At 57.4% G+C, this 14,854-nt stretch carries 13 protein-coding genes and 5 pseudogenes; 10 read left to right on the forward strand and 8 right to left on the reverse strand.

The genetic code is table 11. The features are described from left to right. Genes ACP2YP_RS35325 through ACP2YP_RS35335 form a run of 3 tightly spaced genes read right to left on the reverse strand, consistent with a single transcriptional unit; the run spans window position 1 to window position 2,770 of the window. The gene (locus ACP2YP_RS35325) at window positions 1-1,674 is read right to left on the reverse strand and encodes a hypothetical protein (protein WP_426420936.1); all 1,674 of its coding nucleotides are present in this window, start codon (window positions 1,672-1,674) and stop codon (window positions 1-3) included. Next, entirely contained in the window at window positions 1,671-2,321 is a 651-nt protein-coding gene (locus ACP2YP_RS35330; RefSeq protein WP_426420937.1) for a hypothetical protein, read from the reverse strand. The genes ACP2YP_RS35325 and ACP2YP_RS35330 overlap by 4 nt, the downstream gene beginning before the upstream one ends. Beyond that, window positions 2,318-2,770 (reverse strand): hypothetical protein, encoded by a 453-nt coding sequence (locus ACP2YP_RS35335; protein ID WP_426420938.1) that lies wholly within the window; start codon window positions 2,768-2,770, stop codon window positions 2,318-2,320. Before ACP2YP_RS35335 ends, ACP2YP_RS35330 begins: the two co-directional genes overlap by 4 nt. Window positions 2,771-2,918: 148 nt before the next feature. Here ACP2YP_RS35335 and ACP2YP_RS35340 point away from each other — a divergent pair, with 148 nt between their 5' ends. Then, window positions 2,919-3,200, forward strand: coding sequence for a hypothetical protein (locus ACP2YP_RS35340; protein ID WP_426420939.1), 282 nt, complete (start codon window positions 2,919-2,921; stop codon window positions 3,198-3,200). Beyond that, on the forward strand, window positions 3,197-4,378 hold the full coding sequence (locus ACP2YP_RS35345; RefSeq protein ID WP_426420940.1) for an ImmA/IrrE family metallo-endopeptidase: 1,182 nt from the start codon (window positions 3,197-3,199) through the stop codon (window positions 4,376-4,378). The genes ACP2YP_RS35340 and ACP2YP_RS35345 overlap by 4 nt, the downstream gene beginning before the upstream one ends. Window positions 4,379-5,125: 747 nt before the next feature. On the opposite strand, the pseudogene rpmD reads toward ACP2YP_RS35345, so the two are convergent. Together rpmD and ACP2YP_RS35355 are read right to left on the reverse strand one after the other, a co-directional pair. Next, window positions 5,126-5,308: pseudogene (rpmD, locus tag ACP2YP_RS35350) on the reverse strand (50S ribosomal protein L30); the annotation flags it as partial. Between the two features lie 72 nt (window positions 5,309-5,380). Beyond that, complete coding sequence (locus ACP2YP_RS35355) at window positions 5,381-6,478, reverse strand: hypothetical protein (RefSeq protein WP_426420941.1); 1,098 nt, start codon at window positions 6,476-6,478, stop codon at window positions 5,381-5,383. 232 nt (window positions 6,479-6,710) lie between these two features. On the opposite strand from ACP2YP_RS35355, the gene ACP2YP_RS35360 reads away from it, so the two are divergent. After that, window positions 6,711-7,430, forward strand: coding sequence for a DUF3223 domain-containing protein (locus ACP2YP_RS35360; RefSeq protein ID WP_426420942.1), 720 nt, complete (start codon window positions 6,711-6,713; stop codon window positions 7,428-7,430). Between the two features lie 37 nt (window positions 7,431-7,467). After that, window positions 7,468-8,985, forward strand: a complete 1,518-nt coding sequence (locus tag ACP2YP_RS35365; protein WP_426420943.1) for a hypothetical protein — start codon at window positions 7,468-7,470, stop codon at window positions 8,983-8,985. Window positions 8,986-9,013: 28 nt separating this feature from the next. On the opposite strand, the gene ACP2YP_RS35370 is transcribed toward ACP2YP_RS35365, so the two are convergent. Continuing rightward, complete coding sequence (locus tag ACP2YP_RS35370; RefSeq protein ID WP_426420944.1) at window positions 9,014-9,688, reverse strand: hypothetical protein; 675 nt, start codon at window positions 9,686-9,688, stop codon at window positions 9,014-9,016. 229 nt (window positions 9,689-9,917) lie between these two features. Here ACP2YP_RS35370 and ACP2YP_RS35375 point away from each other — a divergent pair, with 229 nt between their 5' ends. The 3 genes and pseudogenes from ACP2YP_RS35375 to ACP2YP_RS35385 all read left to right on the forward strand — a co-directional run. Further along, window positions 9,918-10,160: a hypothetical protein gene (locus ACP2YP_RS35375; RefSeq protein ID WP_426420945.1), complete on the forward strand. Its 243-nt coding sequence runs from the start codon at window positions 9,918-9,920 to the stop codon at window positions 10,158-10,160. Further along, window positions 10,157-10,888, forward strand: coding sequence for a Fic/DOC family protein (locus tag ACP2YP_RS35380; protein WP_426420946.1), 732 nt, complete (start codon window positions 10,157-10,159; stop codon window positions 10,886-10,888). Before ACP2YP_RS35375 ends, ACP2YP_RS35380 begins: the two co-directional genes overlap by 4 nt. A gap of 193 nt (window positions 10,889-11,081) precedes the next feature. After that, window positions 11,082-11,945 (forward strand): annotated as a pseudogene (locus ACP2YP_RS35385) (Ku protein); the annotation flags it as partial. A 411-nt stretch (window positions 11,946-12,356) separates the two neighbouring features. Here ACP2YP_RS35385 and ACP2YP_RS35390 read toward each other — a convergent pair. Beyond that, a pseudogene (locus ACP2YP_RS35390) lies at window positions 12,357-12,449 on the reverse strand (DNA polymerase IV); the annotation flags it as partial. Window positions 12,450-12,593: 144 nt separating this feature from the next. After that, window positions 12,594-13,027: pseudogene (locus tag ACP2YP_RS35395) on the reverse strand (Lrp/AsnC family transcriptional regulator). 413 nt (window positions 13,028-13,440) lie between these two features. On the opposite strand from ACP2YP_RS35395, the gene ACP2YP_RS35400 reads away from it, so the two are divergent. The 3 genes and pseudogenes from ACP2YP_RS35400 to ACP2YP_RS35410 all read left to right on the forward strand — a co-directional run bounded on the left by ACP2YP_RS35400 (window position 13,441) and on the right by ACP2YP_RS35410 (window position 14,714). Then, complete coding sequence (locus tag ACP2YP_RS35400; RefSeq protein ID WP_426420947.1) at window positions 13,441-13,614, forward strand: hypothetical protein; 174 nt, start codon at window positions 13,441-13,443, stop codon at window positions 13,612-13,614. 113 nt (window positions 13,615-13,727) lie between these two features. Beyond that, window positions 13,728-14,545, forward strand: a pseudogene (locus tag ACP2YP_RS35405) (ferredoxin--NADP reductase). 31 nt (window positions 14,546-14,576) lie between these two features. Then, window positions 14,577-14,714 carry a hypothetical protein gene (locus ACP2YP_RS35410; RefSeq protein ID WP_426420948.1) on the forward strand — a complete coding sequence of 46 codons (138 nt, stop codon included), beginning with the start codon at window positions 14,577-14,579 and terminating at the stop codon, window positions 14,712-14,714. The last annotated feature ends 140 nt before the right edge of the window (window positions 14,715-14,854 follow it).

Below are 14,854 nucleotides of genomic sequence, written 5' to 3' on the forward strand. Positions count from 1 at the left end.
TCACGTGGCCATGTCGTGTATATCGGCAACGGCTGTCGCGGTGCAGGTGACCCTGTTCGTATCCCGGCTGAAGGCGATTTTGTAATCGACGGCCTTCAGCTTCCATGCGCTCTGCTGAACAGATTTTGTCGCCTTGACGTAGACGAGGTTGCCGGCGCCGAGCCGCACCTCGATTTCAGACCACAGCTCGGTAGAGTTCGAGTCCAATCCCAGCGCATCGAGAACGGCGCGCTTGGCAGCGGCGGTTTCGGCGCTCCGGTTATCCCGCATCGCCCACTCCCGTTCGGCAGCTCCGAGCGCCGGATCGCTTGCGTGCATGCTCAATTCCGCCGACCCCATCCCGAGGCCGACGCTGATGCCCTGAACGCCGGGGCAGACGGTTGGAGAAAAGGAAAGGGTCCGGCGGTCGAGATCAATATGCACCGTGCCCTGCTTTTCGTTCGAAAGCTGGAAGAACATATCGCAGCCGTCGTAGATCGCGTCTTCCCATTCCCAGAACGTATTCTTGGCGACCTCGAGGCCATCGACATAGGCGCGGAGCGTCTTTAACAGCTTGAAATTGATGAGCGTGCGTTCGGGGAACAGACGCGTCGGCGTGCCCACGACACACCGGCCGGCGGCTTTGGCCTGGCGATCGCCCTCTGAGTGAATGGCCTTGATCACCAATTCCTCGACGACCTTGGCTCGGCCACCATCTTCCACCTCATCAACCTTGTCGTCGCGGCTCTTGCGCTTGCGCTTCATCAACCCGCGCACGACCGGAGACCAGCCAAGATGTCCGATAAACGCGAGGTGGATGGCGTCGTGAAACCGATATCCGTCGTCCTCGTAATAGTTATCCGTCAGATCATCGCCGAGCGGCTTGCCGTCAAAATACATCCGGGATTTCTGCGGGCCGATGCGCACAAAGGCGACATCGAGCTGGCGCGGGAACTGTTCCTTTGCGTCGCGATCCGCATCATGTAGCGGCGTTGGCGCGCCGCGCTCCGACCGGAACTGCACCTTCCGGCAGTTGGATGCAATAACTTCATCGAGCGAAAGGTGATAAAGGCTCGCGATTGCCGAAAGGTGCCAGGCGATGCCGCCAAGAATAACGGTCGATTCCCTATTCGCTACGTTCGTATGCAGTGCGACTTCGGAAGCGGGCAGCACGGTGCGCATTAGTTCGGCGCCGTGCTGCCAGAGAAGCGCAAGGCACACTTCGAGTAGAACGCGGCCATCCGTTCGTGCGGTCTTGTAGGCAAGCCGCTGGTAGTCATCGAAGGTATAGCCATCCGCGGGCGGAAATGCCGCGGCGCCGTCAAGAAAGGCTTCTCGGTTGGCGGGATCAAGCGACCGCTCGATCATGTGGGCGCGGTCGTCGCTGCCGCCGATCTCGGCGCGCATCGCCGTGATGTTCTGGGAAAGAATATCGACATAGCCGCCGCTCATCACCTGCGCGGCCGAGTAGCAATACCAGAACGAGTCGCCCAGCTCCTCCGTGATCTCGTCGTTGGGCTGGTCCCAATGCGGCCCCTCGCCGCCTTCAGACAAGATCTTCTTCTTGACCGCCGCGACCAGCGAGCCGATCTCGCTCACCAAACCGTAGAGTGCGATGGATCGCTGTTCATCGACGGGCTTGCCCGCAAACTGCTTGGTCTTCTCGACGAAAGCAGCGTAATCGACCGGCTTCATGCGCTGACCGCCTTAGCTTTGGCGGCCTTCTTCGCGCGGGCCCTTTTCGCGCCGATAAATTGCCAATGGGCGGGTTCGCCGATGTAGCCGCGCTGCGGCAAGGTCTGGAGCCATGCCATCACCTGCGTGACCTGGTCGTCGGTGAAGATACAGCGGTGCCCCGGCCCTTTCTTGAGCACGAAAGAGAGATGATCGGGAATCTTGATGCCGAGGCGGCCCCAATAGGCGAATTCGCGGCTGATCAGCACCTGGTCGGTGGTGCTGGTATCGCGGTGGAGATCGCCGAGAGAAAGGCTACCGTCTTCAAGACTATGAAAGGAGTCCTCCTGTAGGAACTCCTCGCCGCCATCACGGTGATAGATGTTGTCGCCGTAGCGCAGAACAGTCGAGCCACTCATCATCGCCTTCTTGCGGCGGAAGCGGCGATCCTGCCAGTAATCATCGAAGTTGATCACCTCGTCGACCCGCATCCAGTAGCAGAGATGGCCAGTCAGCTTCGGATCGGCGGCGCCGGTGCCAAGGATGTAATCGCCCACCTTGGCGATCTTGCGGATCTGCGGCTTGCAGCACGCAAGTGTGCAGACGCCGTGAAAGGGATTGGGCGCAAAGCCGAGATCGTGCTCGATGACGTAGGAGAAAAGGGTCATGACGCTTTCGCTTTTTCGTCGACGCACAGGTTGCGCTCCGTCTTAGGCTTGGGCAGGGGCTGACCGTTGGGTCCTTCGAAACAGTGCTGATCTTCTTCCGTCGCAACGACGCGGAATTTCTCAGCATCAAGGCGGATGATCGAGTAGGCGTATTTGTTCATGGCGTCCGACGGCTGGGCTTCAGGCGCCGCGTCTTCGGGCCACACGCAAACGGCGCGGCGCCCGCCCCGCTGCGTGGTCGCGAGATCTGCCTCAAGAGCCAGATCGGCGCAGGTGTCAGCGGAGGCCAGGATCAACACGATCTCGTCTTCGCAGTCGGGATCGGGCTCGCCGACGGCATCGACCACCTCCACCTCATCACCAGCCATGCCGGCCTCTTCGGCGAGATGCTTGATCTGCTCGATCTCTTCGTCCGTCAGGTTTCGGCCAAGTATCGTAATGCGACGCATAACGGTCTCCATAAACTTTTGGGTTGCACCCGGCAAGATATGAATGCTCCCGTATTGGGAGCGTGGATCATATTATCCTTGCCGTCAACAAAAAAGCTCCCAAAATGGGAGCTAGGATATTGTTATGAGATTCGTGGGACAAACCGAGGTGGCGGCGTTTCTCGTCGGCTCGCCTGCTTACGATAATACTGTCAAGGCCTGGGTCGCGGAGATGAAGTCGGGGCAATGGGACTCGGCGACGGCGCTCGCTGCGGATTTCCAACACGTCGACGTGTCGGCATTGCCGTGGGTGGCCTTCTACTTGCTGCCTTCGGCGCTCCGCATCCGCACCCTGATCGATTTCCGCATCGGCGTCGTCATGCTGTTGGCCATTGATTTATCCGCCGCCTGGCACGGCATCCAAACGCAACCCTGGAATAGAGCATCGTGACCATCAAGCCGATCCGCAATGCGTCCGATCTGTCGGCGACGAAGGCTCGCTTAGCTAGTTTGCTGGCCAAGAATTCGGGCGAGTTCGATGACGAGATCGAAGTCCTGACAACCCTGATCGAGCAGTATGAAGAAAAGTTCGCGCGGATTGACGCACCGGACCCAGTTGCCGCGATCAAATTTCGAATGGAAGAAAAAGGGCTCACCCCCCGTCAGCTGGAACCGTTTATTGGATCAAGAGCGCGGGTATCGGAAGTCCTCACCGGGAAACGGAGCTTGTCGATCGACATGATCCGTTCGCTTCACGAGGGGTTAGGAATTCCATACGCCTCGCTGGTTGCGCGGCCGAGAAAAACTGAAAGCGTCGACGAGATATCCGGCAGCGCGATACGGCATTTAAACACGCTTGGCTTCTCGCTCGACAGAGACGAAATATCCCACTTCATCCCAGCCTCCCTTCAGCAAACTGCACCATCGGCCCTGCTTCGCAAGACCCGTACGCAACGCGCGGCCTCAAAGACTGATCAAGGCGCGCTCTTACTTTGGCAGGCTGCTGTCTTGCAGCGCGCGGAAGCATTGAAGGTCGCCAACAAATTCGACCGAACTCAATTCAGCCAAGCAAGCCTACGGAAACTTGCAAAGCTAAGCTCCAAGATCGATGGAATAAAGCGTGTACTCGACGGCCTTTCGTATTTAGGCATTGCCGTGATCGCGATGCCCTCGCTCCCTGGGACGTTCCTGGATGGGGCGGCGATGGTCACGTCGACCAATGCACCCGTCGTTGGTCTTACGCTACGTTATGATCGGGCAGATAATTTTTGGTTCACCCTCCTCCATGAGCTCTCCCATATTTGTCTCCACTACGAAGTTCTAGTCGATGGACATACGGCCTTCGTGGACGACATGGAGATCATCAGTGACGATGTGCGAGAGCAGCAAGCCGACAAACTTGCCCAAGATTCGCTGATTCCCTCTTCCATCCTAGAGCAAGTCGTCTGGAGCCCGAATTCGAGTTTCGATGATATCACGACGGTATCGGCGCGAGCGCTAGTTCCCGTAACCGTGGTGGCCGGCCGGTGGCAGCGGGACCACCAGAATTACAAGAAATTTTCTAGGTTGATTGACCGTCGCTCCGTTCGCTCTCTGCTGTTACCCGGCAAGGCCGCAGATAGCTCTTAAAAGACCGCCATCAAAAATGGGTTCGAACGCACCTTCCGGCTTCGTATAACGCTAAGTGCCGGAAACCGAAAGCGGCCAATCTCTTGCCACCGAGTTGAAGACTATCTTCGTACCCTAGCCGCGAATATTCATAAGATCGCAAGCTTCGTTGTGTCGGGCGCCGTCATTGTTGATGATATGGCGAACCGTACGGGTGTGCGCATCGATCCAGAAGAACAAATCAATCCGTCGTGCGTCTTGCCACAGCTTTCTTTGTTTGGTCCAAGCCTTGGTGAAATCCTTCTCATTCGGGTCGACTAACAGGAAGCCACGGCCTCCCTCCGGCGTGGGGATGCCTGCGATCGCGAGGTGCAGGTCGACCGGCCCGCGGAAACGCGCGTGGCTTACAATCACCAGGATATTGGGCTGCGCGTGATCTGGATTCACGGCATCGAACTGGGCGGCCGCTTTTTCAATCACACGTGCAAGCGCATGCGGGGTCGGATTTTCACGGACTTCCTGGCGGATTTCACCGGGCTTCAGATCCTTGGGAAACGCGAAAACGCGATCATCGCGCGGGGACTTAAGCTCGCAGTAGCCCAGTAGTTCACCGTTCTTGAGTATCTTGAAGTCGGGGCTCTTTGCCTTCCCCTCGGGCAGGCGAACGAGCTCAAGCCCCAGCCCCTTAAAAAGAAGCTGGCGCATGAGCGCTTCATCCGCCGTTTCATCAATGGGCTGCGGCAGTATCAAGCGATGCGCTTCGAGCAACTCTTGGTCTGGAAAATCGATCAGATGCCTCACTTTCTGAACCATTCCCCAGATTGAGCCATTGAAGGGCACTGTCGCGATGCGGCCAATTTTGTTGAGCCCAAGACCCTGCAGCGTTTTCCTTTGCGAATGATGCCGCCGGATCGGACTTCGAATTTGCCGTACTCGGAAATATCCCGCCACGACGCGCCCTCCTTCGTTACCCGTTCCATACTACGGTGTGCAATTGCCGCATCGCGCGTACGTGGCGGCGCGCTACTCAACTTGCCGCGTTAGCTTGCTTATTGCCGGCATTCGCCGCATGTTGTTGAAAAAGGCGATGTTAATCCTTACAGCTCGCGCATCTTCTTTCGTGTTGCCGAGGAATAGTTGTGTCCTGTCATCCGAAACGGAAATGTAGATTTTGGCAGGAGCACCAGGCGTCCGGCTCCACCCCTTCAGGCTCCCGAGAGCGAGCGGCGACAGCATCTGTCGCACGGTCTCGGCCTCTGAGATCAGCTCATTGAGGTCGGGGATAGTCCCAATGTTCTTGGCTGCTCTCGTCCGCTCCTGTCGGTCCATCCGCGCAACGGGGTCGGCGCTAGTTTCTCCGAAATTTAGCGTCCTAAGCTTAGAAGCAAACTTTTCGACCCGTTCCGCTATTGGCACAACGTTCGGCTTGAGCATCTCGAAGCCCGCGAGCGGCCCGTAACGCTCAAGGTCGTGAACTGTCACGGTACTCTCGTTGCCCGAGCGATCAACCCGTCGCTCAGTCCTCGTCACTTCATAACGCAGTACTCCGTCAGATCGGAGATGCTCCCAGAGATCAAAACCGATGGTGCGTGTCATTCGATCGGAAAGAATAAAACGTACCCGATCGATCTCGGAGATGATTGGCGCATTCTGCTCGATCGCGGCGAGCGCTTCCGGCACCTGTGGCAAGCACCTCAGCAGATAGGCCTCGTTCCTCCGCTCCGCTTCCTCTTCGCGGAAGAGCCGTTCGGCTTCTGCATGTCCTGCGGCGTTGATTGACTTGAAGCAATCGCCTCCCATGTTGCGAATGACTCGCTCTTCAGGGAACCAAGCGATTCGACCGTCTTTGTAGAACCAGGGTGTATTGGGCTTGCAGCATGGGCAAGGCGCCCATCTTTCCCGGTTGCGCGCGCCAGCATGGGAGGGCGGCAGGTCGAATTCTCCAAGATAGCGAACGATGGCACCTCGCGGTGGCTTTGTGTGCGTGTGCCCCGGCCAAAGATGCGGCGCGCCGGTTTGCTTGATATGGGCCTTGATCTCCGCAACGACGGCAAGGTCGGGCCGCTCAGCGTAGTTCGGCTTCACCGTCAGGGCCGTTTCGGGAATGTCGATGATCTGCACGGTTCCAGATTCCTAGAAAAATTGTAGCGAAACGCTTCTCTCGAATCATCGCTGGCTTATACCATGATCAAATCTACCGGCGCTTAAGGGTTGGGGATCCCCCTGAATGCAGAACCTAGGCTGACGACCATTCGGCGATATTAAAGCTTTTCGGGCAATATTGGGCAGGGTGTCACGACCGCCCGCGACCATTCCGCCTTAACGACACGCGTTGAGAATAGGCTCCGATACGATGGCTAAATCTGTCTCCCTTCCGAACGGCCGATTCTGGAAGGCGCAAACCGCCGCTCTCGATCACTTCAAGGACATGCTTAGGCGCCATGCCGACGAGCAAATCGTCGAAGACTATCTAGATCACGACGATCTTGCCGCCCTCCTGGAGCGTTACGATGGAGTCATCGTCGACGGCCCGGCGAAGATTGGGCCGGGAATAGACTATTTTTTTCGGCGTCAGAACGTTGGCGAGGGCTTCTCAACACCGGGTTTTTGGGTGCGTCGAATTGACGGCAGCGAAACCGATTTCAGTTACATCCAGGCCGTAAAGGGTCAACCGAAGTCGAACGCGCTAGAGTTCTATGATGCCTGCCGTGCCGCTGTGGCGGCTGATCTCCTAGCGGCGAAGAAACGCCATTTCGCCACCTTTGCGGATGATGGGGGCCGTGTCCCGTGCGACCTCTCCGGTGAGTTGCTCGCGTTCCCAGATGCTCATTTGGATCATGCTTATCCAACTTTTGGGCAGTTGGTCATAACTTTCCGCGCCACCCGTGGTTGGCAGCACGGAGCGCCCGACGGAACACTGACCTTGCCGGCCGATGCGCAGACTACCACAACCTTCGTCGATACCGCCGTTGCTGAGGCTTTCCGGCTGTTTCATCACAGTCAGCTACACTCCGGATCATTGCACGGCACCGAAACGTCGCGATGTCAGCAGGTCAGCGGCGACCGAAGGTGAAGTTGCCGGTACAGATTTAGGACGAGGCATTAGGACGATGGGCCCATCAGAGAAAGACGATGGCTACATCGTCACACTCGCGATTCCGGATATCACTCGGTTGGTGGACGAAGGGCTAGCGGCATTTGCGCCGTTCCGTGATGGGCGTTGGAGCACCCAAACAAAGGCTCTCCTCGCACAATTCTCAGCAACCAAGCTGGATCTCAATCGCGGCTGGGCGTCGACACGGGAACATTGGACTTGTCCGTGCTGCCAACGCGGAAAAGCACATATTGCGCGCGTGAGCAGCGGCGGTGTCCTGCTTTGTCGCCTTGAGTACCACCACGACCACTTGGTCGATCGTGCCAAACGAATCTTCCGGGAGTACAGGCCTCGTGGCAAGGATCGGGAGACCACCATCCAGGTTGGTCGAGCCGAGAATGCGCTCATGCTCCTTGTTGAGCGTTTCGAACAGACGCTGATTTGCATCGATTGCAATCTGGCCGAAGGCCGCGCCAAGCTGGAGCTGGCGAAAACGATTGAAGGCGACTTTACCTTTACACCGGCCGAGATCGCATCATTCATTGGCGTCGCTCCAAATCGCCTCCATGAGATCGATCTCGACAGGGCTGAGGCCGCATGGCTTCTCGCGAAAGACGATGTTGCAGATCGGCTCGATTTCACGAGACGCATGGCACAACGAATCGCTTCGGGCCGCCATCGCCGGCAGGTGGCTGCCGGCCAACGGCTTATCTCATACATGCAGGATCGTGACATCATCTACGATCTTTTTCTGCGCGCTTCACCCGACAAACGCCGCGCTGGTCTGGCGCACACGATAGAAGTGCGATCAACGTCCAATGACAGTGCAGGCAATTCGCCCAAACCCAAGCGCAAGCCGCGCGGGGACGCTCCGAGTGACGCGGAGTTCGCCGAGATCAATCGTCAAAAGCAGGAGCACAGGGCGTGGGTTTTGGCGGGCAATGAATGGTGTTGTCCGTGTTGTGATCGCTTGAAACGTGAAATTTGCCGGAAGTCAAACCGGGGACTATGGACCGCCCACATTCATCGCGTCTGCGAGTTCGAACCGGAAGTAGATAGCGATAGCCTCTGGCGCCGCAGGACTCGCGCAACGAGCCAGATCGTCATCGGTTCTCACACCAACAAGCTTGTCTGCCAAGACTGCAGAAACATCGTCGCCGAGGTCAAGCGACGCAAGCCCGGGCTAACTGGAAACAACCTCACAATAGACAATGTGCGCCTTCTTGTCGGCATGGCGACGCCACATGTTCCTCATGACGTGGATTGGGAAAACGCAATTTTGCTTGCGCTCGGCAACCGGTCACTCGTTGATGCTATCGACGACTATTTCGAACACCGAACGAAAGCTCACGACACCTTCCGAGAGATGAAGGAGTTGATGGAGATGGGATACTCGAAGCAAAAGGCGCGAGACCTGCTCGGCTACGAGCACGCGAAGGCGAATGACATCGATCTTGACGAAGGCGATGCGCAGATCGATTGGCTTCTGGACGAGGCGGAACGCCACATGCAAATGGAGCGCATATCCCTCTAGTTACCATTCTCAGTCTAAACGCTCACTTCTAGTTTGCTCTTCTTCGCGCAACCGCTTCCAAATCGGCCGCAGCGGTAGAACTCCAGTTGTTGCGTTGTGCCCACCGCCGCACCTCGATCGGATCAAATGAGTGCCCCTCAGAACGAAGCTTATCGAACGTCCGTTCAGCGTGCTTTCTATCAGAGGGGTGGTTGAGGCCTGTACCCAAGTTGATGGACTCCGTTAAGCGGACAAGCGCTTCTTGAACGGGCTCCGAAAGCGTACTTGCCGGAGCTTCGGGTCCCTTCTGGCCGAAGGTTTTCGGATGCCACGTGGCTTTCCACTCCTGGGATTCGATATCCGACCAAGGTAGAAAGAGTATGGCCTGCGCGCCCCATGCATCGTCCAGCTTAGCCATGTCCTTTGTAGAGATATGGACGCCGACAAGAAGCCCTTGGGCAGCAGTAGGCCGAAACGTCTGGGGGCTCTCCAACACCATCGTTATACCCTCGACGAGGGTAACTGACTGCCCCTTCGTAAGCGCCTTGGCTATGCCTGCCCCGAGAAATTCACCAACGATCGTATGCTCCCAGCCTCCTTTTTTCGGTACAATCAAGGTTACGCGTGTGATGCCCTTTTCCTTGGCGAGCTTCACGATGCCAGCGAAGGCTGTGCGAACCTGGGTAGCGTTCCGTTCAACTATGTATCGATCAATGGATGCCACTTGATCACTCGCTTAATGCGCTCAAGCCTGAGTTGTGTTTCCCAACCCCTAGAGCGGCATCTTTGGTCGGCCTAGTCGGTTAGCTTATCAGAACGGTGCAGAACTCCACGGGAGCAGCGCCGGTGGGATATGACCATAAAACTACCCAAAACGGGCCCTGCAACTTTCTGATTTCAGGAGCCTATTCGTTAATGGAATCTCAGTCAAAAAACGCTATATTATTATTGACATGGACAAGGTAACCGCCTCCTCGACCGCAGAGCACATCCGGACCCTCGCCCGGACGTTCCACGTGTCCTATTCCGAGGGTCCAAATGACCGCCTGGCTCATCATATCTCGCGTCTGGCCGGGGATGCGGTCGAGCTCGATGAGATAGAGCAGCTGCTCATTGGTCTGGTGCGCGCGGAGCGGATTACACGCCCGGAAATGATCTTGCTTCAGGCTGCCTATTTGCGTGAAGCCAGGCCGTGATCTTCGATCCGTTCGGCGACTTCGAAACGCGCGGATACCTACGGAACCTTGCTAGCGAGAAAGATCCTGCGATTGTGAAGAGGCTCGAACATGCCTCCTTCACGACTGGCATTGATGACGCATTCGCGACCCTCCAGAAAAAGAAGACTCTGATCTACGCGGACGTTCTAAGCACTCACAAGATGCTTTTTGAAGCCATGTACCCGTGGGCGGGGCAAGATCGTGCGACGACGGCACCGGATATCGCCGTAAGCCGGGGCGGCGTTTTGTTCGCCCATCCCAAGTACATTCAAAACGCGATCGAGCATGCTTTGAAGCTCGGCAACGATCCGAAGATCATGCGTGAAAAGCCTGGAGAGGTCATGGGTTATCTCGCTCACGGCCATCCGTTTCTGGACGGCAATGGGCGTACGATCATGGTTATTCACTCGGTCCTGGCACAACGCGCCGGCTTCAGCATCAATTGGGTTTCGACCGACAAGACCGAATACCTGCAAACACTCACGAAAGAGCTCCACGATCCCGGCAAGGGCATCCTCGACAAATACCTTGAGCCGTACATTCGTCCTGCCATCACCGACCTTAAAGAGCATATAGCGGCGACCAAAGGCCTTGATGGCGGTGCCGGTGATGCCGACACCGTTCGCGGGAGCAACGACGATTCGGCCATCCAAGCGGAATACAAGCAGCAACAGCTTAAGCGCGACGAGCCGGGCAAGGACGCTTAGACAACTACGCACTGGGCAAACCTGGCGCGGGTATCATGCGTGCCGCGCTCTTCGAAAAAAGCCGGCAGCGACGGACCGGGACCCCATCCTAACGACAACACTCCAAAGGCCATGATTTCCTATATGCCTTAGGCTAAGCGGCATTGATTCCTTGATGGCATGTTCGAGATCACAGGCGATCACATAGCAGAGCTACCCGGCGACGTCGGAGAGCGAGAAGATCTCGTTCAACCAGCTCAACCGGCAGACCGGCCACCGCATCAAGTACATGAAAGTTGACGCCGACACCGGCGACGAGGTCCCCAACGAAGATATCGTCAAGGGCTACCAGCTCGAGAAGGACCAGTTCATCGAGGTCACCAAGGAGGAGCTCGAGGAGATCGCGCCGGAGTCCACGCGCACCATAGAGATCGACGAGTTCGTCGACAGGACCGACATCGATCCGCGCTACCTGATCTGGCCCTACTACCTGCGTCCGGACGGCAAGGTCGGCCACGACGCCTTCGCCGTGATCCGCGAGACCATCCGCGAGATGGACAAGGTCGCGATCGGCCGGGTGGCGCTGACCAACCGCGAGCACATCATCGCGCTGGAACCGATGGACAAGGGGCTGGTCGGCACGCTGCTGCGCTACCCCTACGAGGTGCGCAGCGAGCAGGAGTATTTCGACGAAATCCAGGACGTCAAAGTCACGAAGGACATGCTGGATCTCGCGAAGCACATCGTCAACCAGAAGGCGGGCCGATTCGATCCCGAGAAGCTCGAGGACCACTACGAAAGCGCGCTGGTTGAACTCATCAACCAGAAGCGCGCCGGCAAAACCATCCGCCCGAAGGAGCGGCCGAAGGGCGAAAACGTGGTCGATCTGATGGAGGCACTGCGGCAGAGCGTGGGAGGCGTTGCGGCCGAGACCAAGGCGACCCCGAAGAAGACGGACAAGAAGCCGCGCAAGGCGGCGGCCGGCCAGAAGGAGATGCTGATGCCGATCGCCGGCAAGAAGCCGGTGAAGGAGACCACGGCGAAGAAGCCGTCGGCCAGACAGCGGAAGTCGGCCTGAGTGGCAGGCCAACGCGCAGCAGGCGCCATCGCCCAGGGTAAACAACCCGAGGAGCAACACATGAGCCCAATTTTCCCCGAGGAATTTTCACCCAGGTTGATCGACCGCAGTCCGTTCGTGGTCGTGGGCGACATGACGCCACCTCGAGATACCCAGAGAACCGGGCAGACCAAAGCGCGCCGGGTGCCGTTAGCGTTTCGATAGAGCTTCGCTTCGCACAGATTGCTGGCGCGTCCTTGCGCGTTCCGCGCGAACTTGAAGGCGAACCGACCAATGACGGCCGGCGATCTCATACTGCCCGCTCTGGATACACTGATCGCGCGTATCGCTCTAAATCGGGAGGCCGAGTTGCGATTGCTCCGGATCGTCGCCCTGCAGCGAGGCAGCGAGACTCCCAAAAGGCGCACCGGCTCGCTCTGAGATCGCGGCCGGAACGGACCTGCTGCGGGTGATGATCTCGAAGTCGTTGAACTTAACCTTCAGCGTCACGGTGCGGCCGCGCCTATCGAACGATTTGGAATGTAGTCGTGCACTCGCGCACGTGCGCGTATGAACGTTCTTCAAGCCGGTTTTGTTGTCAGCTTCGGTGCCTTTTAAATCCCTGCGCCGAGAGGATCCGGGGGATGAGACATCTGCATCCGAGTTTCGTCAATCCTCGGACGGGACCTCAACTGGAACGGCAAAGCCCGCCTTTACGCGATCCATTATGACCATCGTCTTGAAGCCCTTAATGTCCGGGTTCTGATAGAAGAATCGCCGGGTGAACTGCTCATAATCATCCATGGTACACGCGGTAATGTAGAGGACAAAGTCAGCGTCGCCCGTGACGTAGAACCCATTGACGACTTCAACCGACGATTTGATGGCCTTCTTAAACCTATCAATTATACCCGAACTTTCCCGCTCCAGGCTCACTAACGCAAGCACTCGGCTTGGATGATGCCTTCCGACCGGAGCCTCTTCAGTCGTCGTTGACATGCGGTCGCAGAAAGCCCGGCCAATTCGCCGATCGCCTCGGAAGTTAGACGGTTGTTCTTTTGCACAATCTCGAGGATGCGGGCGTCCGTTCGGTCGTATCGCACAATCGGTTCCTCCCTTGGAGGTGGATTCCGTCGTCAGATGCCCATGCGATGCAGAAAGTCCTCCGAATGACAGGAAAATGCAACGAAAACAGTTATACGACACCGGTATGCTGAATGACAGTTTTGCGACACATCTGCTGCTGAATGATGGCAATTAGGACATCAACCCAACCACCCGGCGGTCCCCAGATTCGACCCCACAGAACCGGGAAACCAAAAGCCATGACAACCACCGTGCTTTCAGATCCTCGAGAAATCCTTGCAGAGGACGTGAAGGAAGCCCTTCTGAGATACTATTCTGGGCGGCGCAAGGTCGCGATTTCTATCAGCAAGCCAACCAGCGACTGCCCACTGCTATCTCTCTTGCTGGAGGGTGGGCAGAGGCTTCATCTCAGCGTGACGGAGGCGCGGTCATGATCCTGTTTCCGCGGCGACCCGAGCGCGACTTACGTATCGCTCCAGCGGCGACGCCTTGTCGAGGGTATTTCATGGGCAATCATGACCTTGTCTCCGACAGCTTCCTGGCAGCGACCGGAGTCGGTCTCGTGCTGCTCAGCTCAAGCCTGCTCGCCTTTGCCTTTACCTAAGGAGAACGCGTTGGCGCGTTTCGCGCTCTTGTCATTCAAGGTTCCGTTTGAGGATGAGATGCTCGGCAACTCGGAACGATGATTATGCTCTAATTTTTTCGCGAGCGGTCACAATGAGTAATTTCAATCAGGAAAGCGTGCTGAGCGTTCATCACTGGACCGACAATCTCTTCAGCTTCACCACCACGCGGAATCCATCATTCTGCTTCCGCAGCGGAGAATTCACGATGGTCGGGCTCAAGGTCGACGAGAAGCCGTTGTTACGTGCCTACAGCCTCGCCAGCGCCCATTACGAGGACCGGCTCGAATTCTTCTCAACTAAGGTGCCGGATGGTCCCTTAACCTCGCGTCTGCAGCATCTGAAAGAGGGTGACGAGATCATCGTCAGCCGCAAGGCGATGGGGACGCTGGTTATCGATAATCTCGAGGACGGGCGCAATCTCTATCTGATCGGCACGGGCTCCGGGCTTGCGCCGTTCCTGAGCGTGATCAAGAATCCCGAAACCTATCTGCGATTCGAGAATGTCGTGCTGCTGCATGGCTGCCGCCGGATCGCCGAGCTCGCCTATGGCGAGATGATCACGGAAAAACTGCCGAGCGATGAGCTGGTCGGCGACTTCGTGCGGTACCAGCTAATCTATTATCCGACCGTGACGCGCGATCCCTTCCACAACCGCGGTAGGATCACCGATCTGATCGCGTCAGGCAAGCTGTTTACGGACATCGAGCTGCCGGAACTCGAGCCGCAGTATGACCGCGTCATGATTTGCGGCAGCCCTGCACTGATGCGCGATGCCCGCGAGCTGTTGGTGGCGAGGGTGGCTTTGTCGAAGGCAATCACGGCGAGCCCGCGCAATTCGTGGTCGAAAAAGCGTCTGCCGAACGCAATAGTTTGAGCCCTTCGCGGACAATGGTTCTACATGTATCATGATGCAAGGAGGAATCGCCGTGAAGCACCGGCGATGACAGACGAACAGCGCGAGCTGGAGCGCTGCAAGCAAGAGATTTCGCGTCTCAAACAGCTGGTTGTGCAGCTTTCTGAAATTGTCTTGCGCAACGTCGTAGAGAGCGACGAGGGGCGACAATCGGCATGCCCGTGAGTCTCTGAGTGACGCCGAAGAGGCGCGCTGTTTCCCAGCAGCGCGGCTTCCCGTCTTGGGGGGCATGGGAAGCGGCCCCGCCCTTGTCCTCCAGGAGGCGGGGCTCCTAATTTTTAGTTGGAAGCGCCGGATAGGTCAGG

Source organism: Bradyrhizobium genosp. A (assembly GCF_049949275.1).
Lineage (GTDB): Bacteria > Pseudomonadota > Alphaproteobacteria > Rhizobiales > Xanthobacteraceae > Bradyrhizobium.